At 67.1% G+C, this 23,209-nt stretch carries 30 protein-coding genes and 1 pseudogene; 18 read left to right on the forward strand and 13 right to left on the reverse strand.

Annotated features, from left to right (window positions below):
• The first annotated feature begins 31 nt into the window (after positions 1 to 31).
• On the forward strand, positions 32 to 1,054 hold the full coding sequence (gene holA / locus D3877_RS14690; protein WP_119831503.1) for a DNA polymerase III subunit delta: 1,023 nt from the start codon (positions 32 to 34) through the stop codon (positions 1,052 to 1,054).
• 175 nt (positions 1,055 to 1,229) lie between these two features.
• On the opposite strand, the gene D3877_RS14695 is transcribed toward holA, so the two are convergent.
• Entirely contained in the window at positions 1,230 to 2,393 is a 1,164-nt protein-coding gene (locus tag D3877_RS14695; RefSeq protein WP_238474895.1) for a penicillin-binding protein activator, read from the reverse strand.
• Positions 2,394 to 2,521: 128 nt separating this feature from the next.
• Between D3877_RS14695 and rsmI the strand changes: the two genes are divergently transcribed.
• The 6 genes from rsmI to D3877_RS14725 all read left to right on the forward strand — a co-directional run bounded on the left by rsmI (position 2,522) and on the right by D3877_RS14725 (position 7,700).
• The gene (gene rsmI, locus D3877_RS14700; protein WP_199720853.1) at positions 2,522 to 3,358 is read left to right on the forward strand and encodes a 16S rRNA (cytidine(1402)-2'-O)-methyltransferase; all 837 of its coding nucleotides are present in this window, start codon (positions 2,522 to 2,524) and stop codon (positions 3,356 to 3,358) included.
• A complete protein-coding gene (locus tag D3877_RS14705) occupies positions 3,351 to 3,719 on the forward strand; it encodes a YraN family protein (RefSeq protein WP_119831505.1) in 369 nt (122 codons plus the stop codon). Before rsmI ends, D3877_RS14705 begins: the two co-directional genes overlap by 8 nt.
• 52 nt (positions 3,720 to 3,771) lie before the next feature.
• The gene (locus tag D3877_RS14710) at positions 3,772 to 4,614 is read left to right on the forward strand and encodes a SirB1 family protein (RefSeq protein ID WP_119831506.1); all 843 of its coding nucleotides are present in this window, start codon (positions 3,772 to 3,774) and stop codon (positions 4,612 to 4,614) included.
• A 77-nt stretch (positions 4,615 to 4,691) separates the two neighbouring features.
• Entirely contained in the window at positions 4,692 to 5,639 is a 948-nt protein-coding gene (gene gshB / locus D3877_RS14715; protein ID WP_119832459.1) for a glutathione synthase, read from the forward strand.
• A 427-nt stretch (positions 5,640 to 6,066) separates the two neighbouring features.
• Positions 6,067 to 7,065: a tryptophan--tRNA ligase gene (trpS, locus tag D3877_RS14720; protein ID WP_119831507.1), complete on the forward strand. Its 999-nt coding sequence runs from the start codon at positions 6,067 to 6,069 to the stop codon at positions 7,063 to 7,065.
• Positions 7,066 to 7,082: 17 nt separating this feature from the next.
• Complete coding sequence (locus D3877_RS14725) at positions 7,083 to 7,700, forward strand: pyroglutamyl-peptidase I (protein WP_119831508.1); 618 nt, start codon at positions 7,083 to 7,085, stop codon at positions 7,698 to 7,700.
• A gap of 13 nt (positions 7,701 to 7,713) precedes the next feature.
• On the opposite strand, the gene D3877_RS14730 is transcribed toward D3877_RS14725, so the two are convergent.
• The 6 genes from D3877_RS14730 to D3877_RS14755 form a co-directional block, all read right to left on the reverse strand.
• Positions 7,714 to 8,094: a MarR family winged helix-turn-helix transcriptional regulator gene (locus tag D3877_RS14730; protein WP_119831509.1), complete on the reverse strand. Its 381-nt coding sequence runs from the start codon at positions 8,092 to 8,094 to the stop codon at positions 7,714 to 7,716.
• Positions 8,095 to 8,516: 422 nt separating this feature from the next.
• Positions 8,517 to 8,732, reverse strand: a complete 216-nt coding sequence (locus D3877_RS14735; RefSeq protein ID WP_119831510.1) for a hypothetical protein — start codon at positions 8,730 to 8,732, stop codon at positions 8,517 to 8,519.
• A gap of 174 nt (positions 8,733 to 8,906) precedes the next feature.
• Entirely contained in the window at positions 8,907 to 9,350 is a 444-nt protein-coding gene (locus D3877_RS14740) for a DoxX family protein (RefSeq protein ID WP_119831511.1), read from the reverse strand.
• A gap of 26 nt (positions 9,351 to 9,376) precedes the next feature.
• Positions 9,377 to 9,661 carry a BufA1 family periplasmic bufferin-type metallophore gene (locus D3877_RS14745; protein WP_119831512.1) on the reverse strand — a complete coding sequence of 95 codons (285 nt, stop codon included), beginning with the start codon at positions 9,659 to 9,661 and terminating at the stop codon, positions 9,377 to 9,379.
• Positions 9,662 to 9,756: 95 nt separating this feature from the next.
• Entirely contained in the window at positions 9,757 to 10,269 is a 513-nt protein-coding gene (locus D3877_RS14750) for a YHS domain-containing (seleno)protein (RefSeq protein WP_199720812.1), read from the reverse strand.
• Between the two features lie 38 nt (positions 10,270 to 10,307).
• Positions 10,308 to 10,850: a carboxymuconolactone decarboxylase family protein gene (locus D3877_RS14755; RefSeq protein ID WP_119831513.1), complete on the reverse strand. Its 543-nt coding sequence runs from the start codon at positions 10,848 to 10,850 to the stop codon at positions 10,308 to 10,310.
• A 127-nt stretch (positions 10,851 to 10,977) separates the two neighbouring features.
• Between D3877_RS14755 and D3877_RS14760 the strand changes: the two genes are divergently transcribed.
• The 3 genes from D3877_RS14760 to D3877_RS14770 all read left to right on the forward strand — a co-directional run bounded on the left by D3877_RS14760 (position 10,978) and on the right by D3877_RS14770 (position 13,793).
• The gene (locus D3877_RS14760) at positions 10,978 to 11,817 is read left to right on the forward strand and encodes an AraC family transcriptional regulator (protein ID WP_119832461.1); all 840 of its coding nucleotides are present in this window, start codon (positions 10,978 to 10,980) and stop codon (positions 11,815 to 11,817) included.
• Between the two features lie 239 nt (positions 11,818 to 12,056).
• On the forward strand, positions 12,057 to 13,544 hold the full coding sequence (locus D3877_RS14765; RefSeq protein ID WP_199720866.1) for an alpha/beta hydrolase: 1,488 nt from the start codon (positions 12,057 to 12,059) through the stop codon (positions 13,542 to 13,544).
• 12 nt (positions 13,545 to 13,556) lie between these two features.
• Entirely contained in the window at positions 13,557 to 13,793 is a 237-nt protein-coding gene (locus D3877_RS14770; protein WP_119831515.1) for a DUF4332 domain-containing protein, read from the forward strand.
• A 21-nt stretch (positions 13,794 to 13,814) separates the two neighbouring features.
• On the opposite strand, the gene D3877_RS14775 is transcribed toward D3877_RS14770, so the two are convergent.
• From D3877_RS14775 to D3877_RS31045, 4 genes are read right to left on the reverse strand one after another with little or no spacing between them, the layout of a single operon-like run.
• Entirely contained in the window at positions 13,815 to 15,362 is a 1,548-nt protein-coding gene (locus D3877_RS14775) for a YifB family Mg chelatase-like AAA ATPase (RefSeq protein ID WP_119831516.1), read from the reverse strand.
• Positions 15,363 to 15,385: 23 nt separating this feature from the next.
• Positions 15,386 to 16,306 (reverse strand): phosphodiester glycosidase family protein, encoded by a 921-nt coding sequence (locus D3877_RS14780; RefSeq protein WP_158599924.1) that lies wholly within the window; start codon positions 16,304 to 16,306, stop codon positions 15,386 to 15,388.
• Between the two features lie 50 nt (positions 16,307 to 16,356).
• Entirely contained in the window at positions 16,357 to 16,488 is a 132-nt protein-coding gene (locus D3877_RS14785) for an ATP-binding protein (protein ID WP_119831518.1), read from the reverse strand.
• Positions 16,434 to 16,634, reverse strand: coding sequence for a hypothetical protein (locus D3877_RS31045; RefSeq protein ID WP_119831519.1), 201 nt, complete (start codon positions 16,632 to 16,634; stop codon positions 16,434 to 16,436). Before D3877_RS31045 ends, D3877_RS14785 begins: the two co-directional genes overlap by 55 nt.
• A 229-nt stretch (positions 16,635 to 16,863) precedes the next feature.
• Here D3877_RS31045 and D3877_RS14795 point away from each other — a divergent pair, with 229 nt between their 5' ends.
• From D3877_RS14795 to D3877_RS14820, 6 genes and pseudogenes are all read left to right on the forward strand, one after another.
• Positions 16,864 to 17,271, forward strand: coding sequence for a YeeE/YedE family protein (locus D3877_RS14795; protein ID WP_119832462.1), 408 nt, complete (start codon positions 16,864 to 16,866; stop codon positions 17,269 to 17,271).
• Positions 17,272 to 17,281: 10 nt separating this feature from the next.
• Positions 17,282 to 17,728: a DUF6691 family protein gene (locus tag D3877_RS14800; RefSeq protein WP_119831520.1), complete on the forward strand. Its 447-nt coding sequence runs from the start codon at positions 17,282 to 17,284 to the stop codon at positions 17,726 to 17,728.
• Positions 17,729 to 17,828: 100 nt separating this feature from the next.
• Entirely contained in the window at positions 17,829 to 18,575 is a 747-nt protein-coding gene (locus D3877_RS14805; protein WP_119831521.1) for a creatininase family protein, read from the forward strand.
• Between the two features lie 98 nt (positions 18,576 to 18,673).
• The gene (hrcA, locus tag D3877_RS14810) at positions 18,674 to 19,714 is read left to right on the forward strand and encodes a heat-inducible transcriptional repressor HrcA (protein ID WP_119831522.1); all 1,041 of its coding nucleotides are present in this window, start codon (positions 18,674 to 18,676) and stop codon (positions 19,712 to 19,714) included.
• A gap of 48 nt (positions 19,715 to 19,762) precedes the next feature.
• Positions 19,763 to 20,359, forward strand: a pseudogene (grpE, locus tag D3877_RS14815) (nucleotide exchange factor GrpE); the annotation flags it as partial.
• Between the two features lie 166 nt (positions 20,360 to 20,525).
• Positions 20,526 to 20,891: a response regulator gene (locus D3877_RS14820; protein WP_119831524.1), complete on the forward strand. Its 366-nt coding sequence runs from the start codon at positions 20,526 to 20,528 to the stop codon at positions 20,889 to 20,891.
• Here D3877_RS14820 and D3877_RS14825 read toward each other — a convergent pair.
• Entirely contained in the window at positions 20,872 to 21,777 is a 906-nt protein-coding gene (locus tag D3877_RS14825; protein ID WP_119831525.1) for a DUF1848 domain-containing protein, read from the reverse strand. The two genes, D3877_RS14820 and D3877_RS14825, sit on opposite strands and share 20 nt — an antisense overlap.
• A gap of 137 nt (positions 21,778 to 21,914) precedes the next feature.
• Between D3877_RS14825 and D3877_RS14830 the strand changes: the two genes are divergently transcribed.
• On the forward strand, positions 21,915 to 22,445 hold the full coding sequence (locus D3877_RS14830) for a hypothetical protein (protein ID WP_119831526.1): 531 nt from the start codon (positions 21,915 to 21,917) through the stop codon (positions 22,443 to 22,445).
• Between the two features lie 43 nt (positions 22,446 to 22,488).
• Here D3877_RS14830 and D3877_RS14835 read toward each other — a convergent pair whose 3' ends face one another.
• Complete coding sequence (locus D3877_RS14835) at positions 22,489 to 22,635, reverse strand: hypothetical protein (protein ID WP_238474896.1); 147 nt, start codon at positions 22,633 to 22,635, stop codon at positions 22,489 to 22,491.
• 22 nt (positions 22,636 to 22,657) lie between these two features.
• On the opposite strand from D3877_RS14835, the gene D3877_RS30260 reads away from it, so the two are divergent.
• Positions 22,658 to 22,825, forward strand: coding sequence for a hypothetical protein (locus D3877_RS30260; protein WP_199720867.1), 168 nt, complete (start codon positions 22,658 to 22,660; stop codon positions 22,823 to 22,825).
• The last annotated feature ends 384 nt before the right edge of the window (positions 22,826 to 23,209 follow it).

Here is a 23,209-nt window from a genome sequence, read left to right on the forward strand (position 1 = left end):
CGCCGAAAATCTCGGCACAAGGACCCCGTTTGTGAAGCTGCAAGCCAGGGCGATTGATGGTTTTCTGCGCAACCCGGACCCCAAGGTCCGGGCTGTGTTGCTTTATGGCCCCGATGGCGGGCTGGTGCGTGACCGCGCCCAGCAATTGGGCCGCAAGATCGTCGCCGATCTGTCCGATCCCTTCCGCGTCGCTGAATTCACCGGGCGGGCGCTTGCCGACGATCCGGCCCGGCTGGTGGACGAGGCCGCCGCCCTGTCTTTCACCGGCGGGCGCCGCCTGATCCGGGTGCGCGAGGCCGAAGACAACGCCACCGCCGCCTTCGCCGCCTTTTTCGATCCGTTGCCCCTCGGCGACAGTCTCATCGTCGTCGAGTCGAGCGATCTCGGCGCCCGGTCCAAACTGCGCCTGCTGTTCGAGGGGGCCGAGGGCGGCGTCGCCATTCCCTGTTACGTCGAGGATGAAGCCTCGCTGGGCCGGGTCATCGCCGACCTGCTGCACGGCCATGGCCTGAGCGCCGACCCCGACGCACTGGAATTTCTCAGCGCCCATCTGGTCGGCGACCGCATGGTGGCGCGCGGCGAGGTCGAAAAGCTGGCGATCTACATCGGCGAGGCCAAGCGTGTCCGGCTGGAGGACGTCCAGGCCTGCGTCGGCGACAGCGCCGCCCTGTCGATGGACGAACCCATTTGGGCGGCGGCGGAGGGCGACTTCACCACGCTCGACCGCTCGCTGGCCCGGCTGTTCGCCGAAGGAACCTCGCCGGTGCCGATTTTGCGCGGGGCGCAGCGGCATTTCCAGCGGCTGCATCTGATCGGCGGCCAGATTGCGGCGGGCAAATCCGCCGAGGCCGCCGTCGAGTCGATCCGCCCGCCGGTGTTTTTCAAGCTGAAATCCCGCCTGATCGCCCAGACCCGCCGCTGGTCGCCCAACCTCGTCCGTCAGGCGCTGGAACGGCTGGTGGACGCCGAGGCCGATTGCAAAAAGACCCACATGCCCGACGAAACCATCTGCGCGCGGGTGCTGTTTCAATTGGCGTCGCTGGCCCGGCGGTAAAGCGTCGGCGTCGCGGCCCCCTCCCCATCCCTCCCCCGCGTTGCGGGAGAGGGGGCCGGAGCTTTGTCAGGGTTCTGTTTTGTCGGGGTTCTGCAGAGTTCCCTCTCCCGCAAAGCGGGGGAGGGTTAGGGAGGGGGAAAAGGTTGCGGCGGCGAGATTGTGAGAAACCCGCCCCTCACTGCCCCAGAACGTCAAAACTCGGCGGGGCCGCGTCCACCACGCGGGCGCCGGTGGGCGCGACCTCCAAAACCGCCAAGCCACGCTCCACCAAACCATTGGCGCGCAGGCGGAACAGACCGTCCAGCCCCTCGAACCCACTCGGGTTGGTCATCGCCTTGCGGTCCATCGCCCCGCCCGCGCGGCTCAGCACGGCGGCGACCGACGTCGCGTCATAGGCCAGCGTGGCGATGCGCGGCGGCTTGCGGCCATAGGTCTGCTCGAATTTCGACTCGAAGGCGGCGCGCGCCTGCGGCGTCGGGGCGGCGTACCAGCCGCCGACCAGCGCCGGTTCCTGGCCCAGCGCCGCCGTTCCCTGCTGCGCGTCGTCCCACAGGCCGGTGCCGAGGAATTTGACCTGCTGCGGCGACACGCCGTTCGCCGCCAGCGCGGCGGCCAGCCCTTGGGCGCGGTTGCCGCCCTCGGCCAACAGAACCGCTTGCGGCTGACCCACGCCCTGCGCCACCTGCTTGGCCGGACCCGACAGATCGGTGACGGCGGCGTCGTAGCGCTCGACCTGCGCCACCGCCCCCAACCGCTCGGTCGCGCCCTGCATGGCGCTGACCACGGCGTCACCATAGGGGGTGCGCGGAGCCAGCACGACGAAACGGCTGACGCCGCGCGATTTGGCGAAGCCCGCGACCCGCCCAACCTGATCGGCGGGAACGAAGCCCATCACGAAGGCGCCGTTTCCGGCCTGGGTCCAATCGTTGGTGAAGGCCAGCACGTCAACCCCGGCGTTCTGCGCCACCGGCTTGACCGCCGCGACCTCCGCCGCGAAGAGCGGGCCGAGGATGAGGCGCGCGCCTTCGGCCAGCGCCTGTCGCGCCGCCTCGGCGGCTCCGGCGGGGCTGCCCTTGGTGTCGCGGGGCAACAGCTCGAAACGGTCGCCCGCCATGTCGAACAAAGCGAGCTGCGCCGCGTCGAGCATTGACTGACCAATGCCGGCGCTTGGCCCGGTCAACGGCAACAGCAGCGCCACCTTGACCGTTTCCGACGCGTCGGCGGACGATCCCGACGCCGACGCCGAGGTGGCGCCCGGTTGCGGCCCTTGTGCCACGGGCGGCGGGGCCGTTACAGTCGAGCACGCCGACAAACCGCCGGCGATCAGCAAGGCCGCCACGCCGTGACGTTTCAGACCCAGTGAGAAAGCTGTTGCCAAGCGTGCCACCGATTGTCTCCACATCCGCTACGGCTCAAACCGAAGGCCAAGGTAGCGGCACGGAGTCCGTAAGTAAACTCGCGCCCGGTCTGTATGTCGTGGCGACCCCCATCGGGAACGCCGCCGACATCACCCTGCGCGCCCTCGACACCCTGACCCGCGCCACAGCCATCGCCTGCGAAGACACCCGCGTGACGGCGAAGCTGATGGGGATGCACGGCATTCACACGCCCTTCGTCTCCTACCACGAGCACAACGCCGCCAAAATGCGCCCGATTTTGATCGAGCGGATGAAGGCGGGCGACTCCATCGCGCTCGTCACCGACGCGGGAACGCCGCTGGTTTCCGACCCTGGCTACAAGCTGGTGCGCGAATGCGTCGCGGCGGGGGTGGCCGTCACGACCCTGCCCGGCGCCTCGGCCCCGCTGGTGGCGCTGGTGCTGTCCGGCCTGCCGACCGACCGCTTCCTGTTCGCCGGGTTCCTGCCGAACAAGAGCAGCGCGCGCCGGGCCACCGCTGGCGAGTTGAAGGGCGTTCCCGCCACCCTGGTCTTCTTTGAATCGCCGCAGCGCCTGCCGGAATCGCTGGCCGATCTGGCCGAGATTCTGGGGCCGCGCGAGGCCGCCGTCGCCCGCGAACTGACCAAATTCTACGAAGAGGTGCGGCGCGGCACTCTGCCCGAACTGGCCGCCCATTACGCCGAGGCCGGTCCGCCCAAGGGCGAGGTGGTTCTGGTCATCGGCCCGCCCGGCGAAGAGGCCACCCCCAGCGAAGCCGACGTGGACAGCCTGCTGCGCGAAACGCTGACCCGGCTGTCGGTGCGCGACGCGGCGGCGGACGTCGCCGCCCGCACCGGCCAACCCAAACGCGCCGTCTACGCCCGCGCCCTGGAGCTGGCGCGGGACGAGGGAAAAGGCCATGTCTGACCCCGATGCGATGCGCCGACACGCCGAGAGTTTCGGGCGCTTCGCCGAGGGCCTTTGCCGCTGGGCCTTGCGCCTGAAGGGCTACCGCATTCTCGCCAACCGGCTGCGCACGCCGCTGGGCGAAATCGACATCGTGGCCCGGCGCGGCCAGACCATCGCCATGGTCGAGGTGAAGGCGCGCCGCGACTGGGATTCCGCCAACGAGGCGGTCAACGCCCGCCAGCGCGGTCGGTTGGCCCGCGCCGCGCATGTCTATCTGGCGGCCAACCCGCAATATGCGGGCTATGTCTTGCGCTTCGACGTGATGCTCGTTACGCCTTGGTCCTGGCCCCGCCACCTGATCGACGCGTGGCGACTCTGACCACGGGACAGAGACAGCCCCCTCCCCCTTGGAAGGACAGAAGGACAGGCCTTTGACCAGCCACGCCGAAGCCCGCGAGATCCTGCGCCAGATCGGCGACCAACCCGACGACGCCATCAATCTGGCCGAAGCCGCCCTGGCGCTCGCGGCGCTGGACGTGTCCACCGCCGACCTCACCGGCTACCGCCGCCACATCCAGGCCATCGTCGCCGATCTGGCCGAACGGGTTGACGACGCCTTTCGGGAGGCCGACAGCCTGGAGGCCCGCATCGCCCTGCTGCATCAGGTGATTGGCGAGCGCCACGGCTATTCCGGCGATCACGACACCTACGATGATCTGCAAAACGCCAACATGATGCGGGTGATCGACCGGCGGCGCGGCCTGCCGGTGGCGCTGGGCATCCTTTACATGCACGCGGCGCGCTCGCAGGGCTGGTCCATCGTCGGGCTGAATTTTCCCGGCCATTTCCTGGTCCGCGTCGATCTGGGATCGGCCCGCGCCATCATCGACCCGTTCAACGAGGGGCAGGTCCGCAGCGTCGTCGATCTGCGCGACCTGCTGAAGGCCACGGCGGGCAGCGCCGCCGAGCTGTCGCCCGACCATTACCAGCCGGTGGCCAACCGCGACGTGCTGCTGCGCCTGCAAAACAACATCAAGCTGCGCCACCTGTCGGCCCACGACATCCCCAAGGCGCTGGAGATTCTGGAGGGCATGCGCCTGTTCGCCCCGCATGAACCGGCCCTGTGGCGGGAAACCGGCCTGCTGGAAGCCCACACCGGCAAGCTGGCCGACGCCATCACCGCGCTGGAAACCTTCATGGCGCTGAGCGGCGACGAGCACCAGCGTCACCAAACCGCCTCGCTGATCCAGACCTTGAAAAAGCGTTTGAACTGAACAGGTCTTTCGCGCCGAACACCCGAACCAACCGACCAAGCAATCCCTAGGGCCGTTTGAAGGCCGGAGACGTCGCCATGAGCCTTGCCGTTGCGTTCCAGATGGATCCCATCGAGTCGATCAACATCGACACCGATTCCAGCTTCATGATGGCGCTTGAGGCGCAAAAGCGCGGCCATCGCCTGTACCACTACCACCCGCGCGACCTGATCCTGACCGGCAACCGCCTGACCGCCCGCGTCCGCGAACTGACCGTCGCCCGCCAGCGCGGCGCGCATTACACGCTGGGCGAGCCGGTGATGACCGACCTGTCCACGCTGGACGTCATCCTGCTGCGCCAGGATCCGCCCTTCGACATGGCCTACATCACCTCGACCCATCTGCTGGAGCATGTGCAGCCCAAGGTTCTGGTGCTGAACGACCCGGCGGAGGTCCGCAACGCCCCGGAAAAGCTGTTCATCACCCGCTTCCCCGATCTGATGCCGCCGACGCTCATCACCAGCGACAAGCAGGCGATCCTGGATTTCCGGGCCGAGCACAAGGACATCATCGTCAAGCCGCTGTTCGGCAACGGCGGGGCCGGGGTCTTCCACCTGAAGGCGGATGACGAAAATCTCGGCTCCCTGCTGGAGATGTTCACGCAGTTGTACCGCGAGCCGGTGATCGTCCAACGCTACCTGCCGGAAATCCGCCAGGGCGACAAGCGCATCATCCTGATTGACGGCGAACCGGCGGGCGCGGTCAGCCGCATGCCGCAGGCTGGCGAGGCGCGCGCCAACTTCCACGCCGGGGGCAGCGCCAAGAAAACCGAACTGACCGAGCGCGAGCGCGCCATGTGCGCCGCCATCGGCCCGGTCTTGCGTGAAAAGGGGTTGGTCTTCGTCGGCATCGACGTGATCGGCGATTACATGACGGAGATCAACGTCACCTCCCCCACCGGCATCCAGGAGATCAACCGCCTGGATGGCGTTCAGTTGGAATCCCTGCTGTGGGACGCCATCGAACGCCGCCGCGCGGCGGCCTGACGTCTGGGTCTCTGCAATCTTTTCGTGCGTTTGGCGGCGTCCCCCTCTTGCGGTCAAGCGGGCGTCGTCTTATCTTCGGGATCAAGGGGACGGTGGCTGTCACCACCGTCCCCCCGGTCCGGTCCTTAGCCGAGAAGGTCAAGCAGACGCTTGATGACTTCCAGGATCAGGACCAGAAGGGTGAGGATCTCTTTCATCCCCGATTCCTTCTTCGTGTGGCGGGGGCGGCCAGTCCGCCCCCTCCCGACCACACGGATTGGCGGTAGCACACGACGGTGTGCTGCACAACCGAAACAACGCATCCCCCGGTTGCCAAATCCTGCGCCGTCACACCCGCGAACCGCCCCCATTTTCGCGCCGCGCCTTGACCACCGGACCGCAGAGGGCGATAACGTCGGCCTCCCAGAGTTTTCGAGCGAGACCACCCGTGAACCGCATTTTCTCCGGCATGCAGCCGACCCGGCAGCTTCACCTCGGCAACTATCTGGGGGCGCTGCGCAATTGGGTGGAGTTGCAGAACAGCTACGAATGCATTTTCTGCGTCGTCGATCTGCACGCCCTGACCATCGACCAGGACCCCGAGGTTCTGCGCAACAACATCCGCGAGGTCACGGCGGCCTACATCGCCGCCGGCATCGACCCGGACAAGAACATCCTGTTCAACCAATCCTATGTCTCGGCGCACGCCGAGCTGGGCTGGATCCTGTCCTGCCACACGCCGCTCGGCTGGCTGAACCGGATGACCCAGTTCAAGGAAAAGGCGGGCAAGCAAAAGGACATGGCCAATCTGGGCCTGTACGCCTACCCCACCCTGATGGCCGCAGACATCCTGCTGTACAAGGCGACCCATGTGCCGGTCGGCGAGGACCAGAAGCAGCATCTGGAGCTGGCCCGCGACATCGCCGGGGCCTTCAACCGCCGCTATGAGACCGATTTTTTCCCGCAGCCCGAGCCGCAGATCCTGGGCGAAGCCACCCGCGTGATGAGCCTGCGCGACGGCAAAAAGAAGATGTCGAAGTCGGACGAATCCGAATATTCGCGCATCAACATGACCGACGACGCCGACACCATCGCCCAGAAGATCCGCAAGGCCAAGACCGACCCGGAACCCCTGCCCGAAACCGTGACCGAACTGGAAACCCGGCCCGAGGCCGACAACCTCGTCACCATCTATTCGGCGCTGTCCAGCCAGACCCGCGAACAGACGCTGGCCCAATTCGCCGGCGCCCAGTTCTCCGGCTTCAAGGCGGCGCTGGTCGATCTGTCGGTCGCCAAGCTGGCGCCGATGACCACCCGGATGAAAGAGCTTCTGTCCGACAAGGGCGAAATCGACCGGCTGCTGCGCCAGGGCGGCGAGCGCGCCGCCGCCATCGCGGAAAAGAACCTGAACGACGTCAAGGACATCATCGGCCTGCTGCGGCCATAAGGGGAAAGACCCGCGCGATGACGCCCCCGATCCTGCTCACCGGCTTCCAGCCCATGAACGATGACGCGGTCGATCCGACCGCCATCCTGATGGACCGGCTGGCCGGGGAGCCGGGGGTGGCCGCCGCCCTGTTGCCCCCCGTCTATGACGCCTGCGGCGACGCCTTCGTCGCCCTGTTGAACGAGCATCGCCCGCTGGCCGCCCTGTGTTTCGCCGCGTCGGCGCGCAGCGACAGCGTCCAGATCGAGCGGCTGGCCTGGAACCGCGACGAAAGCGAACAGGCCGACGCGGCGGGAAGCATCCGCCTCGACCAGCCCATCCTCGCCGACGGGCCGACCGCCTACGGCTCCACCCTGCCGCTGCCGCGCGTGATGCGGGAATTGGCGATGGCCGGGGTTCCCGTGACCTTCAGCGATTTTGCCGGGGGCTTTCTCGGCAACCACCTGTTCTACCGCGCCCGCCACGCCATCGACCGCGCCAACCTGGACGTGCCGATGGGCTTTTTCCACATGCCCTTGCTGCCCGGACAGGCGCAGGCGGTTCCGGGGCGGCGCGGCATGGGTTTGGAGCGTCAGGAGTTGGCCGTGCGCACGCTGGCGACGATGCTGCGGCGGGCGCTGGTCCCCACCGCTTAAAACTATACGGCCATCAAGCGGATTTGACGGCGACGGCCCGGCGGTTGTCCGGCGGGTTCACGATGGCGCGCAGTTCCGCCAGAAAGGCGCGACCCTGGTCGGTCAGCGTCACGATCTTGCGGCGGCGTTCGCGCGGGTCTTCCTGCGCCTGGACCAGATCCAGCCCGGCCTTGCCGAAGCTGTGCCAGCGGCTGAGCGCGGCGACGTTGCGCGAGGCCGAGGATTGGGCGATGGCCAAACGTTCCGCCAGCTCGCCGATGGAAATGCCGTCGCTCTGCGCGATGGTCATGAAACTCAACGCGTATTGAATCGGCAGGTCGGGGTCGAGCTTGCGGAACGCCTCAAGCACCTGGACGACGGTGGCGACCTCGTCATGACGAACACGGTTCGGCATCAGATCGCCCCCGCCATGTCCAGCGCTACGCGGAGCGCGACGGTGGTCCCCAACGGGCCGGTGTGTAGATGACGTTCAAACGTCCAAGCCATAGGATGACTTCCCCGTTTTCCCGCCGCAGGTCGAACGACCCGGTCGGCGATGCCCAAAGGGCGTGTTCAACGAAGAGACGATGGCCGCAAAAGCCCAGAAAAACACTCATAGGATCCTCTCGATGTCCGAAAGTCGCGTTCGCTCAAAGGTTCGGGGGCGGCGTGATATTGGCGATTTGGCGTTGCGGCGTGATTGGCCGGACCGGCGGTTCGGCAAGTCCAAGTGGCGGGTACGACGGTTTTCATCGTGGTTCTCCAAGGGTTGAACAGAATTGAGGGTTGATGTGAGGGCCGGCGCGCAAGCGGCGTCGGCGGATCGGGTATCGCCGCTCAGCGCTGCGCTTGCAACGCCAAAAAGCTCCGCGCGTCGGTCAGGCTGCGGTCGCGGATCGGCGTGGGGGTCTGGAACCGCTGGTCTTCGCGGGGCAGCCCGATGTCGCGCCGCAGATGGTCGTTCAGACGGTCAAATCCAACCAAACGATCCATCCCGGCGCCGCCGTCGGAATCGAGCCAGCGACTCCGCAAGGCCGTCCACAGGGTCGGCATGATGATGCTCCTTTCATGAGCGGGGGAGACGACCGGATCGGTCGCCTCCTGCTCACGAAATAATTCCGCAGGCGGATGTGTTGCGTCAAGCAGCGATCCGCCATCCGCCGTGTTTTCCAGACGATTTTGTGACGGGTGTGTGTTTCAGAACGCGGCGGAGCCAAACCGGAAGGTTCAGCGTCCGCCGAACCGACGGGCCAGCGCCGCGTCCAACGACCAGGAACCGGCCCCGCGCGCGATCAGCAACAGAAAGCAGGTCGCCCACACGCCGTGAGTCGGCCAAGCCGCCGGATAGACGAACAGTTGGATGACGGCGGTCATCGTCAGCAGCGCCAACGCCGACAGGCGGGTGGCGAAACCGGCCACCAGCAGCAGGGGAAACAGATGTTCGGCCAACGCCGCCAGATGCGCGGCGACGGCCGGGTCGATCAGCGGCAAGCGATACTCGTCTTCAAACAGGAACAGGGCGTTGTCCGACAGCCGCCACCCCGCCATCTTGGTGCGGCCCGATTGCCAGAACAGCGCCGCCGGAAACAGACGGGCCGCCAGCAGCAGCGCCGCGTCGGGAATCCGCGCGAGCCTTGCGGCGGCGTGGGTCAGGCCGGTGAGAGCGGTCATGACGAGTCCCCTGGCTGGCGTCTGAGTCAGGTGGGACGCTTCACGGGATCCAGCGATCCCGGCCCAAAGGGCGTGGTGATGCTGGTGCAGCTCCCTTTCGGCGTCAGCTTCCAGGCGTCGCCCTGGTAATCGACCTTCGAGGTTCCGGCGCAGCTTGTGCCCGGCGTGGCGCAATCATTCTGACCGGCCAGCGAGACGCCGTAGCATTTTTCTTTGCCGCTGTTGGTTCCCGCCTGCGACGGCAGCGCGGCGAGGGCGAGCGTGCTGGCGATCGACACCGCCAGCGCCAGTTGGAAATCGCGACGATTCATGATGGATCCCTTTCAATCGAAAGACGCTCGGGTCTTTGGAAACAAGGCCGGGGCAGGCGGGATCAACGCCCGCCCGCCGCCGACCGTTGATCGCCTCAGTTCAGATCCTTCGGGGCCTTGGCCTTGATGTCGGGCCAATTGGTTTCGGCCTTGGCGATGTTGCCGGGAACGTCGCGGCTCCACGCCTTTTGAACATCGGCGTTGACGTTCAGGAACAGCTTGCCGTCCACCACCCGGAACAGTTCGGGGTCGCCGTCCAGCTTCTTTTCCAGGGCCACGCCCATGGCGCAGAAGCCGCCATAGGCCGGTTCGTATTTCGCCGGGTTGGCCTTGAACAGATCGCGGTTGGCCGCCGAGACGAACTGATAGGTCGCGCCGTTGTGGCTGGCCGAATATTGAGCCATCCCCTTCATCGCCTTGTTCTGGGTCTGATAGGCGACGGCGTCGTAACCGCGCAGGATCAGCGTGTTCTTGTCGATGTTGATCGTCGCGGTCGAGGCCGGGTCATAGGCGAAGCTGGGCGACGGCGCGACGGCGACCGCCAGACCGGCGACGGTCAAACCAACCAGCGCGGCGTGGCGCAAAACGGACAGAGTGGTCACGGGCATGATGTGAGTCTTTCTTGCGGGGATCGCAGCGGCGGCGATCAGGCCGACAGCGGGCGGGCCGCCGGGAAATCGATGGTCGTTTCGGCGATGTGGTTGGCGTAGTTGGTCAGGATGTTCAGGACGACGTTCGCCAGAACCTCCAGAATCTCGCCGTCGTTCAGGCCCCCGGCGCGGGCGGCGTGCAGGTCGGCGTCCGACAGCTTGCCGTGATCGGCGACGATGGCGCGGGACAGCCGGACCAGCGCCAGACCACGCGGATCGGCGGCCTCGCCCTTGCGGGCGGCGTCGATCTCATCCGGGGTCAGACCAGCGCCCTTGCCGATCAGGCTGTGAGCGGCGAGGCAATAGTCGCAGGCGTTGACCTCGGCGACCGCCAGCGCGACGCGCTCACGGTCCGGCGCGGAGAGCAGACCCGCGCCGACGGTCTCGGCCAGACCGAGATAGGCGTTGAGCGCGACCGGCGACTGGCCCAGCGTGGCGACCAGATTCGGCACCATGCCCAGCTTGCCCTTGACGGCGGCGAATTGCGGGGCGACGGAGGCCGGGGGAGCGTTGCGGTCCAGCGGAAGAATGCGCGGCATCGGGAAAATCCTTGGTGCAAGATCGCAGGGTCTGCGGTGGGGGGAGAGCGGGGAGCCGCTCGACACAGGACGGAGAGTGCCGTACCCTTCGATACAAATCGTCCTGATGAAATTGCAGATCGTCCAAATGACCACGCTCGCGATCAGCGCCTCCGATCAATTGGCCGCCGTCTTCAGCCGGGTCCGCTTGACCGCGCGGGTGTTCCACACCGGGGTGCTGTGCCAGCGCGTCGATTTCCCGGCGGGCGGGGCCGGGCATCTGCATCTGTTCCGATCCGGACACTTGGAGGTGCATGGCCCAGGAGCGGCGCGGCTGTCGCTGGACCGCCCAACCGCCCTGTTCCTGCCCCGCCCGGAGGATCACCGCTTCGTCGTCGGCGACGAGGGCGCCGATCTGGTTTGCGCCGAGATTGATCTGGGCGGGCCAGGCAACCCGTTGGAAAGCGCCCTGCCCGCGATGATCGCCCTGCCGCTCGACCCGTCGGACATGCTCAGCGGCTCGCTCGGCCTGCTGTTCGGCGAGGCGATGGGGCATGGCAGCGGGCGTCAGGTGGCGTTGGACCGGCTGGCCGAGGTGGTGGTCATCCACCTGCTGCGCCGCTTGATGGAAACCGGAGAGAGCGACGTCGGCCTGTTGGCCGGGATGGCGCACCCGGCGCTGTCGCGCGTTCTGGCCGGGCTGCACGCCAACCCCGCCGGATCCTGGACGTTGGAGCGGATGGCCGACGAGGCGGGCATGTCGCGCAGCGCTTTCGCCGAGACCTTCCGCAGCGTCGTCGGAACCACGCCCGGCGATTATCTGCGCGAATGGCGGCTGCAACTGGCGCGAACCGGCATCGCCGCCGGTCAATCGCTGAAGCGCGTGGCGGCGGAGGTCGGTTACGCCAGCCCCGCCGCCCTGTCGCGCGCCTTGGGGGAAAGCCCCAGCGGCTCCCTGCGGGTTCTCCGCCGTCTTTGGCAGGAATAGCCGCGCGGCGGCGGGCGCGACTGTGGCAATTTCGCATCGCTGCGGCGGCGTTTTGCTGCGCGGAACGTGACGATCCGGCACATCTGGACAAGCGGCGGCGGCTCGGTCAAACAATCCGCAGCCGTTTCGGGGGCTTGGCCCCACCCCTTCCCGCCAGCGAGACCGTCACCGTGCCTGTCCGCGCCACCTCCGCGCCGCTCCGGCGGTCGTCAATCGCTCGATTGGGTCCGGCGGCGCGCGTGGCCGCCGCCGCTTTTGGAGTCGTCGTCGGCCTGGCCGCGTTGGCTTGGTCGCCGCCGCTGCGGGCGGAGCCGCGCTTCACCCCTGGCCCCTGCTGGTTCACCGTGCCGGATGGCGAGGCCGCGCTGTGCGGCACCGTCGCCGTGCCAGAGCGGCGCGACCGCGCCGGATCCGGCAGCTTCCGTCTGCCCGTGGCCGTGCTGCTGAGCACCGCCCGCCAGCCCGCCGCCGATCCGGTCCTGTTTCTGGAGGGCGGCCCCGGCGCCTCCCCCTTCGGCAGCGGCGAGGCGACGGAAGAGAGGATGGAGGTGTGGTGGGAACTGTCCGCCCCCTTCCGCCGGTCGCGCAACCTCATCCTGTTCGACCCGCGCGGGGTTGGTCGGGCCGCCCCCGACACCGATTGCCCAGAGCTGGACAGCGTCGACGCCTCGCCGCGCGCCCGCCCCGTCACCCGCGAACAGCGGGCGGCGGCGGAACGCGCCGCCGTCACCACCTGCGCCAACCGCTTCAAGGCCACCGGGTTGAGCGGCGCCCTGTTCTCCACCCCCATCTCCGCCGACGACGCGCTGGACGTGGCGACCGCGCTGGGGGCGCAGCGGGTCAATCTGTTCGCCGTGTCCTACGGCACCCGCGTGGCGCTGGAGATTTTGCGCCGGGCGGGCGGGCGGGTGCGCAGCGCCGTGCTGGATTCGGTCTACCCGCCCGACGTCAACGCGCAAGAAGAGGCGCCCTGGCTGGCCCAGCGCGCCTTCCGGCGGCTGTTCGACGATTGCGCGACCAACCGCGCCTGCCGCGCCGCCTATCCCGATCTGGAAAAGCGCTTCCTCGCCATGGTCGAGCGGCTGGACCAAAACCCGGTCGATCTGGTGGTCGGGGAATTCGAGTCGCGGCGCGCCTTGCGGCTGACCGGCGCGGCGGTGATCGCCGCCGGGTTGGAAGCCATGTCCACCGGCGAGGCGTTGGCCAGCGTCCCGGCGATGCTCGACCGCGCCGCCCGTGGCCGGTACGACGCGGTGGCGGAATGGGCGCCGACCAGTTGGTTGGGCGACCCCGACACCGCCGACGGTCTGGCCTTTTCCATCGAATGCCGCGAGACGGTCAATCCCGCCGACCCGATCAAGCAGGCGGAAAGCGCCCGCCGCTATTCCCCCTATGGCTCCGTCGTCGCCGACGATCCGGGCCAGCGCGTGTGCCGTCTGTGGCCCGCCGGGCAGCAAGAGCCGTCCGAACGTCTGCCGGTCGCCAGCCCGGTTCCGGTCCTGCTGCTGTCGGGCGCCTATGACCCGGTGACGCCGCCGGACTGGGGCGAGCGCGCCGCCTCCACCCTGCCGAAAAGCCGTCACCTCGTCTTCCGCAGCGCCGGACACATCGTCACCGCGAGCGAGGATTGCGCGATGACCGCCGCCGTCGCCTTCGTCGACAACGAAACCCTGCCCGCCAACGCCTGCCCCGGCGCGGCCAAGCCGCCGCAGTTCGACGGGCCGTGACAGGATCCCGCCATGCCCTTTTCAAACGAGGAACGTGACGCCTTGTTGCGGGTCAAGGGAGTCGGCCCGAAGGTCATCGAGCGGCTGGAACAGCTCGGCATCGACAGCTTCGCCACACTGGCCCAGCAAAACGCCGCCGCCGTGTGCAGCGCCGCCGCCGCCGCGCTGGGCAGCTCCTGTTGGAAAAACAGCCCGCAGGCGCGGAAAGCCATCGAGGCCGCCATCGCCCAGGCCGCAAGTCTTCGCTGACCGTTTCGCTGACCGACGCGCTCACCGCCCCGGCGCGATCCGCCGGTAGCTGAGCGCCTCGGCGATGTGGCGGCGGCGGACGCCGTCCAGCCCGTCCAGATCGGCGAGCGTGCGCGCCACCCGCATCACCCGGTGATAGCCGCGCGCCGACAGCTTCATCCGCTCCGCCGCCTCGGTCAGCAGGCTGCGCCCGGCGGCGTCGGGGGCGGCGATTTTTTCCAGCAACTCGCCGTCGGCTTCGGCGTTGGTGCGAACGACTGGGACGCCCGCCGACCGGGAGAACCCCGCCCCGGTGAGCGCGGCGAAACGCTCCGTCTGGATGGCGCGGGCGACGGCGACGCGGGCCGCCACCTCGGCGCTGCCCTCGGCGGGGGGCGGCAGGCTGAGATCGGCGGGGCTGACGGCGGGCACGTCGATGTGCAAATCAATCCGGTCGAACAAGGGGCCGCTGATCTTCGACTGATAGTCGGCGGCGCATTTCGGCGCGCGGGCGCAGGCGAGCGAGGCGTCGTCCAGATAGCCGCAGCGGCAGGGATTCATCGCCGCGATCAACTGGACCCGCGCCGGATAGGTGACGTGGTGGTTGGCCCGGCTGACCACCGACTTGCCGGTTTCCAGCGGCTGGCGCAACGCCTCCAGCAACGGACGGGGAAACTCCGGCAGCTCGTCCAAAAACAACACGCCCTGATGGGCCAAGGAGATTTCCCCCGGCTTGGCCCGCGTGCCGCCGCCGACCAGGGCCGGCAGGCTGGCCGACTGGTGCGGCGCGCGGTAGGGGCGTTGACGCAACAGCTTGCCGTCCTCCAACAGCCCGCCGACGCTGTGGATCATCGACACCTCCAGCGCCTCCGCCGGGTCAAGCGGCGGCAGCAGGCCGGGCAAGCGGGCGGCCAGCATCGACTTGCCCGATCCGGGCGGGCCGATCATCAGCAGATTGTGCGACCCGGCGGCAGCGACCTCCAAGGCGCGCTTGGCGGTTTCGTTGCCCTTGACGTCGCGCAGGTCGAGCGGCGGCGGCCCCGCCTCTTGCAGGCGCGGCTTGGGCGGGGTCAGCACTTGGCTGCCCTTGAAATGGTTGATGAGCGCCAAAAGATTGGCGGGCGCCAGCACGTCCAGCCCCGGCCCCGCCCACGCCGCTTCGCCGCCGCAGGCCGCCGGGCAGATCAAGCCCCGGTCGTGGGCCAGCGCGTCGATGGCGGCGGGCAGCACCCCCGCCACCGGGGTCAACGCCCCATCCAAAGCCAATTCGCCCAAGGCGACGTAGCGGGCCATTTCGGCGTCGGGCAGCACACCCATGACGGTCAGCAGCGCCAGCGCGATGGGCAGATCGAAATGGCTGCCCTCTTTCAACACGTCGGCGGGGGCGAGGTTGACGGTGATGCGCTTGGCGGGCAGCGCCAACCCCAGCGCGTGCAGCGAGGCGCGCACCCGTTCCCGGCTTTCCCCCACCGCCTTGTCGGGCAGGCCGACCACGGTGAAGGCGACGATGCCGCCCGACATTTGGACCTGCACGTCGATGCCCAGCACCTCAATGCCCTGAAACGCGACGGTGTTGATGCGAGCGACCATCGTCTTGTCAGCCTTGTTGGCGATTATTTTGGGAGTACCGCGAGAATGATCGGCAAAGCCCATCGCCGACGACCGAATCCGCCGGTAAGAAGCTTGAGTTGTTCGTCGCGTACGGCCAACTCCCATTCACCGCAGAAGTCCCTGCGGAAATCGTCCAGCGCAATGCCCTGGCACGCAACTGGCCCACCGTCAAGATTGAGAGCCATCGTCAGGTCCAAAGGCGCATTTTTGAGGAAACTGGCCAAACGCTCCAAGGAAAAGAATGCGTCTTTCGTCGTCCCAAGAATGATGCGACCCGAACGATCAAGCGCGATGAAGCTCCGATTGGCCAGCCAACGGCTGTCGCCATTAACGCGGCTTCGCCCCTCGGCGTCGATCAGAATTGGATAAGAGACCATGGCGTCATCGGCGTCGCGCAGCACATCGCGCCATGTTTTCCCTGCCAAATCTTCAATTGTCGCCTTGCCGGACATGGACACGAACGCGCCATGGCGCGCGTCATAGTCTTGCGGACCGAGCGCGAGGCCATCGCTTATGAACGGCGTATCTGGAAGCCCCCGACGCGAATAATAGCTGCCATTGATGACCGCGACGGCGCCAAGCATGTCCATCCAGTCGGTCAACTCCCGGTCTGCGGTTGGAGCATTGCGGACAATGAAGCGGAAGCGGCTCGGCTCAACGCGCGCCAGAAGCAGATGGTCAACCGAAACGCCTTCAGCCAATACCGGCAATTCAGCAACGTCGAAGCCAGGGCGGATTTCACGCCACTTGAAATCACCGGCTGTAACGGTGAGGGTCTTGGCTTGCAAGGCAAGCCGCATGGAAGCGGACAAGCGAGGATCGTCTTCGGTGACGGACACCCAGTAACTGCCGCCTCGTCGCAACAGGACATTGATACCGTACAAACCACCGTAGGCGTAGACGCCGACCAACAGCAGAAGCAAGACTAAGATGGCGCTGACGACGGCGGTTGATCTTTTCAGCCATCTTCCCCTTAACAAACGCATAAGCGCCTCACTTCCGAAATGGCCCCGATCATCAGCGGATTGCGCGACTCGGCGGCAGCGACTTCTACCGCGCGTTTGGCGGTTTCGGTACCCTTGACGTCGCGTAAATCGGGCGGCATTCGCCCAAGGCTACGTGGCGGGCCATTTCACCCCCGGGCAAGCCGACCACGGTGAAGGCGACGATGCCGCCCGACATTTGGACCTGCACGTCGATGCCCAGCACCTCAATGCCCTGAAACGCGACGGTGTTGATGCGAGCGACCAAGAGCGGACCCTCGTTGCGGAGGCTGATTGCACGCCAGTGTATGGCGGGAGAAAACCTGTCCGGTCAATCCCGTTCCGCGATGATCCCGGCGTTGACGATCACCAAAGATGGCGTTTTCCAACTCGCCCGGCTTGCCCGCTCGACAAAGCGGATTACATTAGAAAAAAATTATGCAATAGATGGGGCGTGGATGAAGCGCCCGGCGCTTGGCGAAAAACGAGGTGACGCGATGGCGGGTCCAATCGAGGCTTTGATCGGCGGCGCGCTGATTGGCGCGGCGGCGGCGGGGATGCTGTTGGTGAATGGGCGGGTCGCCGGAATCAGCGGCATTCTGGCCCGCGCCGTCCGTCCGGGCGGCGCGTCTTGGCAATGGGCCTTTGTCGGCGGCCTGATCCTCGCCGGGCTGGCCGCGCGGCTGTGGGGGATTCCGACCCCGGAGGCATTCGCGCTGCACCCGGCGTCGCTGTTGATCGCCGCCGGGTTGATCGTCGGGATCGGCACGCGGATCGGGTCGGGCTGCACCAGCGGACACGGCGTTTGCGGCATCGCCAATCTGTCGCCGCGTTCGCTGGCCGCCACGCTGGTCTTCATGGCCGTCGCCGCCGCGACGGTCTTCGTCATCCGCCATCTTTTGTAGGAGACTGACGATGCGCAGCCTCACCGCCGGGCTTTTCGGCTTTCTCTTTGGGATCGGGTTGATCGTCGCCGGGATGACCGATCCGGCGCGGGTTCTGGCCTTTCTCGACGTCGCAGGTGCCTGGGATCCAACCCTGGCCTTCGTCATGATCGGGGCCATCGCCGTCGCCGCCCCCGCCTTCGCCCTCGCCCGCCGCCAGCCGGTCGCCCTGTTGGGCGAGACGATCAGCCTGCCCGACACCAAACGGATCGACGCCCGGTTGATCGGCGGCTCCGCCCTGTTCGGGTTGGGCTGGGGGTTGGCCGGGGTGTGTCCCGGCCCGGCGCTGGTTCTGCTGGGCAACGACGGCCTGTCGGCGCTGCTGTTCGTCGCCGCCCTGCTGGCCGGGGGCTGGATCGCCGATTTGGCGTTGCGGCCCTGGAATGGCCTCCATCGCAAGGTCCATCGCCCGGCGTAAGCGTCCGCCGCATGGCGCCCCCCACGCCGAGCGGGGTTGGTCGAGCAAACCCGCCGTCCTATGTTGGTGGGACCAATCACCCCGGCGGGAAGAGACAACCGTGCAACTGCATCTCAGCACCTGGATCGAGGTCGAATCCTATCTGACGACGTCCAAGGGCGTCATCATGCCCATCGGTTCGACCGAGCAGCACGGGCCGAACGGTCTGGTCGGCACCGACGCCATTTGCGCCGAGGTCCTGGCGCGCGGAGTCGGCGACGCCACCGGCGCCTTGGTCGGCCCGACGATTCCAGTCGGCATGGCGGTTCATCACATGGAATTCCCCGGCTCCATGACGTTGAAGCCGTCCACCTTGATCGCCGTGATCCGCGATTACGTCAGTTCGCTGGCCGAACACGGCTTTGAGCGTTTCTTCTTCATCAACGGCCATGGCGGCAACATCCCGTCGATCCGCGCCGCTTTTTACGAGGTTTACGCCGAACAGCGCGCCTTGAAGGGCCGCGCCGCTCCGGATCTGCGCTGCACCCTGGTCAATTGGTGGGAAAGCCCGGAGATTGGCCGCCTGTCGCGCGAGTTCTACCACGGCAAGGAAGGCTCGCACGCCACCCCCAGCGAGGTCTCCTTGACGCAATACGCGTACCCCGAGGCGATCAAGCGCGTGGCGATGGAGCCGGAACAGGCCCCCGCCGGTGGTTTCCACGACGCCCGCGATTTCCGCCGCCGCTACCCCGACGGGCGCATCGGCTCGGCCCCCGGTCTGGCCAGCCCGGAGGATGGCAAGCGCCTGTATGACGCCGCCGTAACCGCCATCGCCGCCCAATACAGCGCCTTTGTCGCCGACGCGTGAGGAAGCTTGCGCCCCGCACGTTGATTCGGCGGTCGGACCTGCCTAAATTCGGACGGCGTTGACGCGCTTCGCCCAACGCCGTCCAACCTGTTCAGGCCATGATTACCGAGTTGAACCTGCGGTCGCGCGAAATTTTCCGGTTGATCGTCGACGCCTATGTGGCGTCGGGCGAGCCGGTGGGGTCGCGCACGATCTCGCGGCGGCTCGGCATGAGCCTGTCGCCCGCCACCATCCGCAACGTCATGGCGGAGCTGGAGGAGCTGGGGTTGCTCTACGCCCCGCACGCCTCGGCGGGCCGCATCCCGACCGACGCGGGGCTGCGCATGTTCGTCAGCGGCCTGCTGGAAATCGGCTCGCTGAGCGAAGACGAACGGGTGTCGATTGAGGCGCAATGCGCCGTGTCGGGCCGCGCCCTGTCCGACGTGCTGTTGGAAGCCACCGGCATGCTGTCGGGCCTGTCGCGTTGCGCCGGGCTGGTGCTGGCCCCCAAGACCGACCGACCGCTGAAACACATCGAATTCGTCTCGCTGGGGCCGGGCCGCGCGCTGGTCGTGCTGGTCAACGAAGACGGGCTGGTGGAAAACCGCGTCATCGAGGTGCCGCTCGGCCTGCCCGCCTCCACCCTGCAACTGGTGTCCAACTATCTCAGCGCCCGGCTGGTCGGCCGCACGCTGGACGAGGCCCGGCAGGGCGTTCTGACCGAAATTCAGGAGCAGCAGACCGAGCTGGACGAATTGTCCCGCCGCGTCGTCGCCGCCGGTCTGGCCACCTGGTCGGGCAGCGCCGGGTCGAACGCCGGGCAACTCATCGTGCGCGGCCAGTCCAAGCTGTTGGAGGACGTCACCGCCCTGTCCGACCTGGAGCGCGTGCGTTCGCTGTTCGAGGCGTTGGAGACCAAGGAAGCCATGCTGCGCATGCTCGACGCCACCGGCCAGGGCGACGGCGTGCAGATTTTCATCGGGGCGGAAAATGTCCTGTTCAACCACAGCGGTTGCACCATGATCATCTCGCCCTTCCAAAACAGCCGCGAGCAGGTGATCGGCGCCATCGGCGTCATCGGCCCGACCCGCATCAATTACGCCCGCATCATCCCGCTGGTGGATTACACCGCCAAGGTCATCAGCCGCCTTGTCGGCTGAGCGGCCAAGGCCCACAACCAGCACCACGCAACCCGCCTCAATCGACCGAACCAAGAAGCCGAGAATCCCATGAGCGAAGAGCAGAACAAGCCCGCCGACGCCGAGATCGACCAGACCGCCGCCCCCGAAGCCGCCGAGGATCGCGTCGCCACGCTGGAGGCCGAAGTCGCCAGCCTGAAGGACCAGCTTTTGCGCGCCGTGGCGGAAACCGAAAACACCCGCCGCCGCGCCCAGCGCGACCGCGAGGACGCCAGCAAATACGCGGTGTCGAGCTTCGCCAAGGAGCTGGTGACGGTGGCCGACAATCTGCGCCGCGCCCTGGACGCCGTCCCGGCGGAAGGCCGCGAGCAGGACGAGATGCTGAAGGGCTTGGCCGTCGGCGTCGAGGCGACCGAACGCCAGCTCTTCGCCGCCTTCGACCGCGCCGGGATCAAGCGCATCGACCCGACCGGCGACATGTTCGACCCGAATTTCCATCAGGTGATGTTCGAGATCGAAAACACCGGCAAGGCGGCGGGCACCGTCGTTCAGGTGCTCCAGCCCGGCTACACCATCCATGGCCGCCTGCTGCGCGAGGCCATGGTCGGCGTCGCCAAGGCCAGCGCCAACGAGGCCGGCGGCCAGCACGTCAACACCACAGCGTAACGGCCAGCGCGGCGTGACAGGATGGCGGCGGAAAAGGACCGCCGCCGCCTTCCTGTTGACGCTGTCGGCAAAATTGCCTAGGGCTTCGGTATGACCACCGGCCAAACCAGCGGCGAACAACGACCAAGCCGCTGGTTTCCAGGCCGATCCCGAGGAAGCGATCCCCATGGCCAAAAGCGTTCTGACCGTCGATGATTCCAAGACCATCCGCGACATGGTCGGTTTCACCTTGCAGAAGGCCGGTTACACCGTGGCCGAAGCGGCGGACGGCAACGCGGCGATGCTGCTGGTCAACCGGCAGAAATTCGACTGCATCATCACCGACCTGAACATGCCCGGCATGGATGGTCTGGCCTTGACCAAGGCCATCCGGGCCAGCGTCAGCAACCGCGCCACCCCGGTGCTGCTGCTGACCACCGAAGCCGACCCGGCCAAAAAGACCGCCGGGCGCGAGGCCGGGGCCACCGGCTGGCTGGTCAAGCCCTTCAACCCGGAAAAGCTGGTCGAAACCGTCAAGAAGGTCTGCCCGTAACCGGGCGCGGGACCAGAAACGCACCCATCGGGTCATGCTGGGCGAAGCGCCGTTGCGCCGCCGCCCGGTCGGCCACGGCGTAACAATAGACGCAACCGTGCGGGCAACTGTCATAATCGCCGATGTCGCGGCTTTCCGCGCACAGGCAGCCCGGTCGGTTGCCCTTTTCCCGCGCCGCCAGAGGGCGCCCGGCGACGTCCGACAAACGCCCGGCGTCCACGCAGCGCGCCGCTGACGCGCCGGGCGCGTCAACCAACTCCGGCTGCGTGCACAGGGTCAGGCTCATCCCTTCCTGCGCCGCGATCTCCGCCAGATCGGCCAGCAGCGCCCGTTTTTCCTCCCGGTCGGGATCGCGCCAGCCAATCCCGGCGGCGGCCAGATTGCGCGCCGTCTTGCGATAAGGCTGAAGGAAGGACGCCGTCACCTCGTCCGTCACCCCGCGCAGCGCCTGGGCCAGCGCCGCGAAGGTCGCCCGGTGCCAGGACGGCGGCGTGGCGTCGGTGATGATGATCGGGTCATAGCGCCACACCGCCGCGCGCGGCCCCCAGCGGTCGCGCACCCCGGCCAGATGGCCCACCGTCACCCGCCAGTCGGGGACAGACCGCTCCAGCGCGCCCGGCAAGCCCCCGCCCGGCAATCCGGTGACGCTGTGCTGCACGACAAAGGGAAAGCCCCGCTCCGCCACCCCATCGAGCGCGCCGAGAAACGGCCCGAGATTCTTGGTCCAGAAGACGAAACCGTCCACCGCCGGACGCGTCAGATCCACCCGCAGGCTTTTCCCGCTGTAGGGATTGACCATCATGCAAAACCCGGCGTCGAGCCGGTTGAGGAACCAGCGGCCGTAAAAGGCGGGAATGTCGGTCTTGTAGCTGGCGGAGACGATCATCGGGCAAGGATGGCGCGCGCGCCCGGCGGCGGCAAGCCTGAGCGTTCGTTGCCGCCCGCGCGTGAGGGATTGGATCGCGCCCTTTGTCCGCCTAGAGTGCCGCGCAAGCGAAGAACCACGACCCCAAGGACCATGAGATGAGCGGCGCGCAAATCCCGAACGGCGACGGCGAAGCGGAAGGCCGGATGACCGAAGGCCGGATGATCGGCTGGAACGACACCGTGCGTTTCCGCCTGCCCCCCAACTGGGCCGCCGAGGTGGAGGAGCATGAAGGCCAGCCGGTCGCCACTTTCCGCCCGCCGCCGCCCGCTGGCGGCACGCTGCGTCTGGTCACGGACCGGGTGACGCCGAAGCCGGACTCCGGCGGCGTCGCCGGAACCTTGCAGGAAATGGCCTTGCGCTTTGTTCGTCCCCACGATCAACGGGCGGGGGACCGCACCGTGGAAGCCCGCCCCGACGGCGGCGTGATCGCCCAGGCGATGATGCGGACCGACGAGGAGGGTCGGGCCGAAACCCATTATCTGTGGCTGATCGGCGCCGACCGCGACGGCGTCGCCGCCGTCGCCATGTTCAGCGTCGCCCTGCCCGCCATTTTGGATGGTGATGAATCCTGCGCGGCGATGTTGGGCGACATTGACGACGCCATCCGCGCCGCGCGGATTCTTTAAAGCCGACCTGTCGGGGCAAGCGCATTCGTCGCCCGAAACACGGTCAGCAATGCCCGGCGTCGCTCTCCATCAGGACTTTCAGGCGCGCTGCCTGTGGGTCATAGGCGGCGACCGCGTCTTCCGCCGCCAGGGCCGCCAAGCTGATGAAATGCGCGAGGTCGCCCAGGTCGCAGCGCGCGGCGTCGCTCATCAGACTGTCCAGGCAAGACTTGATGGCCAAGGCCACATCGCGTCGTTCATCCATCATCGCGCTTCCCCTCTACGCTGAGCTGTCCTTAAAGCGCGGCGCCGCCAGCGACCCCAAATCACAAGCAGCCCCCAACCGCGCAAAATTGAAGCGCGATCAGCAAGGCGGCGGCCAGCAACACCATCGTGCATGAAAAGGAGATAGCACAATCCTTTGTCCATTTCACGCACAGAATCACAATGAGACCAATAAAGACAGCAACTCGGAATTGATTTCCTTCTATTAATCACCCGGATGCTTGTTAATGAAAAGTTAAGACTGCGCGTGCCTTTTGGTGTTCTTGATGAACGACTTGTAACATCTGCTACAATTTGTCTCATCATCAGTGAATACCCCGGTATATAACCGTCTGTGCTTGAATACGCGGGTATTCTATTCGGGTTGATCGGCAGGGTCCGAAGCGACGCAATCCGCCGTCAGGGCGGATTTCCCGGAATTTCCCGGATTTTGCGTCGGGATCTGTTCAGCGCACCGTTGCAGCCCGAAACGCACCCGCCTATATCTCGCCCAGCAGTGA

The sequence above is a fragment of the Azospirillum cavernae genome, from assembly GCF_003590795.1.
GTDB classification, from domain to species: domain Bacteria; phylum Pseudomonadota; class Alphaproteobacteria; order Azospirillales; family Azospirillaceae; genus Azospirillum; species Azospirillum cavernae.

What these genes read in the sequence shown, in the direction of transcription:
- D3877_RS14705 (WP_119831505.1), top strand. Translation starts at nt 3,351, where the DNA reads ATGTCTGACCCCGATGCGATGCGCCGACACGCCGAGAGTTTCGGGCGC.
- gshB (WP_119832459.1), top strand. Translation starts at nt 4,692, where the DNA reads ATGAGCCTTGCCGTTGCGTTCCAGATGGATCCCATCGAGTCGATCAAC.
- D3877_RS14725 (WP_119831508.1), top strand. Translation starts at nt 7,083, where the DNA reads ATGACGCCCCCGATCCTGCTCACCGGCTTCCAGCCCATGAACGATGAC.
- D3877_RS14730 (WP_119831509.1), bottom strand. Translation starts at nt 8,094, where the DNA reads ATGCCGAACCGTGTTCGTCATGACGAGGTCGCCACCGTCGTCCAGGTG.
- D3877_RS14735 (WP_119831510.1), bottom strand. Translation starts at nt 8,732, where the DNA reads ATGCCGACCCTGTGGACGGCCTTGCGGAGTCGCTGGCTCGATTCCGAC.
- D3877_RS14740 (WP_119831511.1), bottom strand. Translation starts at nt 9,350, where the DNA reads ATGACCGCTCTCACCGGCCTGACCCACGCCGCCGCAAGGCTCGCGCGG.
- D3877_RS14745 (WP_119831512.1), bottom strand. Translation starts at nt 9,661, where the DNA reads ATGAATCGTCGCGATTTCCAACTGGCGCTGGCGGTGTCGATCGCCAGC.
- D3877_RS14750 (WP_199720812.1), bottom strand. Translation starts at nt 10,269, where the DNA reads ATGCCCGTGACCACTCTGTCCGTTTTGCGCCACGCCGCGCTGGTTGGT.
- D3877_RS14755 (WP_119831513.1), bottom strand. Translation starts at nt 10,850, where the DNA reads ATGCCGCGCATTCTTCCGCTGGACCGCAACGCTCCCCCGGCCTCCGTC.
- D3877_RS14760 (WP_119832461.1), top strand. Translation starts at nt 10,978, where the DNA reads ATGACCACGCTCGCGATCAGCGCCTCCGATCAATTGGCCGCCGTCTTC.
- D3877_RS14770 (WP_119831515.1), top strand. Translation starts at nt 13,557, where the DNA reads ATGCCCTTTTCAAACGAGGAACGTGACGCCTTGTTGCGGGTCAAGGGA.
- D3877_RS14775 (WP_119831516.1), bottom strand. Translation starts at nt 15,362, where the DNA reads ATGGTCGCTCGCATCAACACCGTCGCGTTTCAGGGCATTGAGGTGCTG.
- D3877_RS14785 (WP_119831518.1), bottom strand. Translation starts at nt 16,488, where the DNA reads ATGCCGCCCGATTTACGCGACGTCAAGGGTACCGAAACCGCCAAACGC.
- D3877_RS14795 (WP_119832462.1), top strand. Translation starts at nt 16,864, where the DNA reads ATGGCGGGTCCAATCGAGGCTTTGATCGGCGGCGCGCTGATTGGCGCG.
- D3877_RS14800 (WP_119831520.1), top strand. Translation starts at nt 17,282, where the DNA reads ATGCGCAGCCTCACCGCCGGGCTTTTCGGCTTTCTCTTTGGGATCGGG.
- hrcA (WP_119831522.1), top strand. Translation starts at nt 18,674, where the DNA reads ATGATTACCGAGTTGAACCTGCGGTCGCGCGAAATTTTCCGGTTGATC.
- D3877_RS14820 (WP_119831524.1), top strand. Translation starts at nt 20,526, where the DNA reads ATGGCCAAAAGCGTTCTGACCGTCGATGATTCCAAGACCATCCGCGAC.
- D3877_RS14825 (WP_119831525.1), bottom strand. Translation starts at nt 21,777, where the DNA reads ATGATCGTCTCCGCCAGCTACAAGACCGACATTCCCGCCTTTTACGGC.
- D3877_RS14830 (WP_119831526.1), top strand. Translation starts at nt 21,915, where the DNA reads ATGAGCGGCGCGCAAATCCCGAACGGCGACGGCGAAGCGGAAGGCCGG.
- D3877_RS14835 (WP_238474896.1), bottom strand. Translation starts at nt 22,635, where the DNA reads ATGAGCGACGCCGCGCGCTGCGACCTGGGCGACCTCGCGCATTTCATC.
- D3877_RS30260 (WP_199720867.1), top strand. Translation starts at nt 22,658, where the DNA reads ATGGCCAAGGCCACATCGCGTCGTTCATCCATCATCGCGCTTCCCCTC.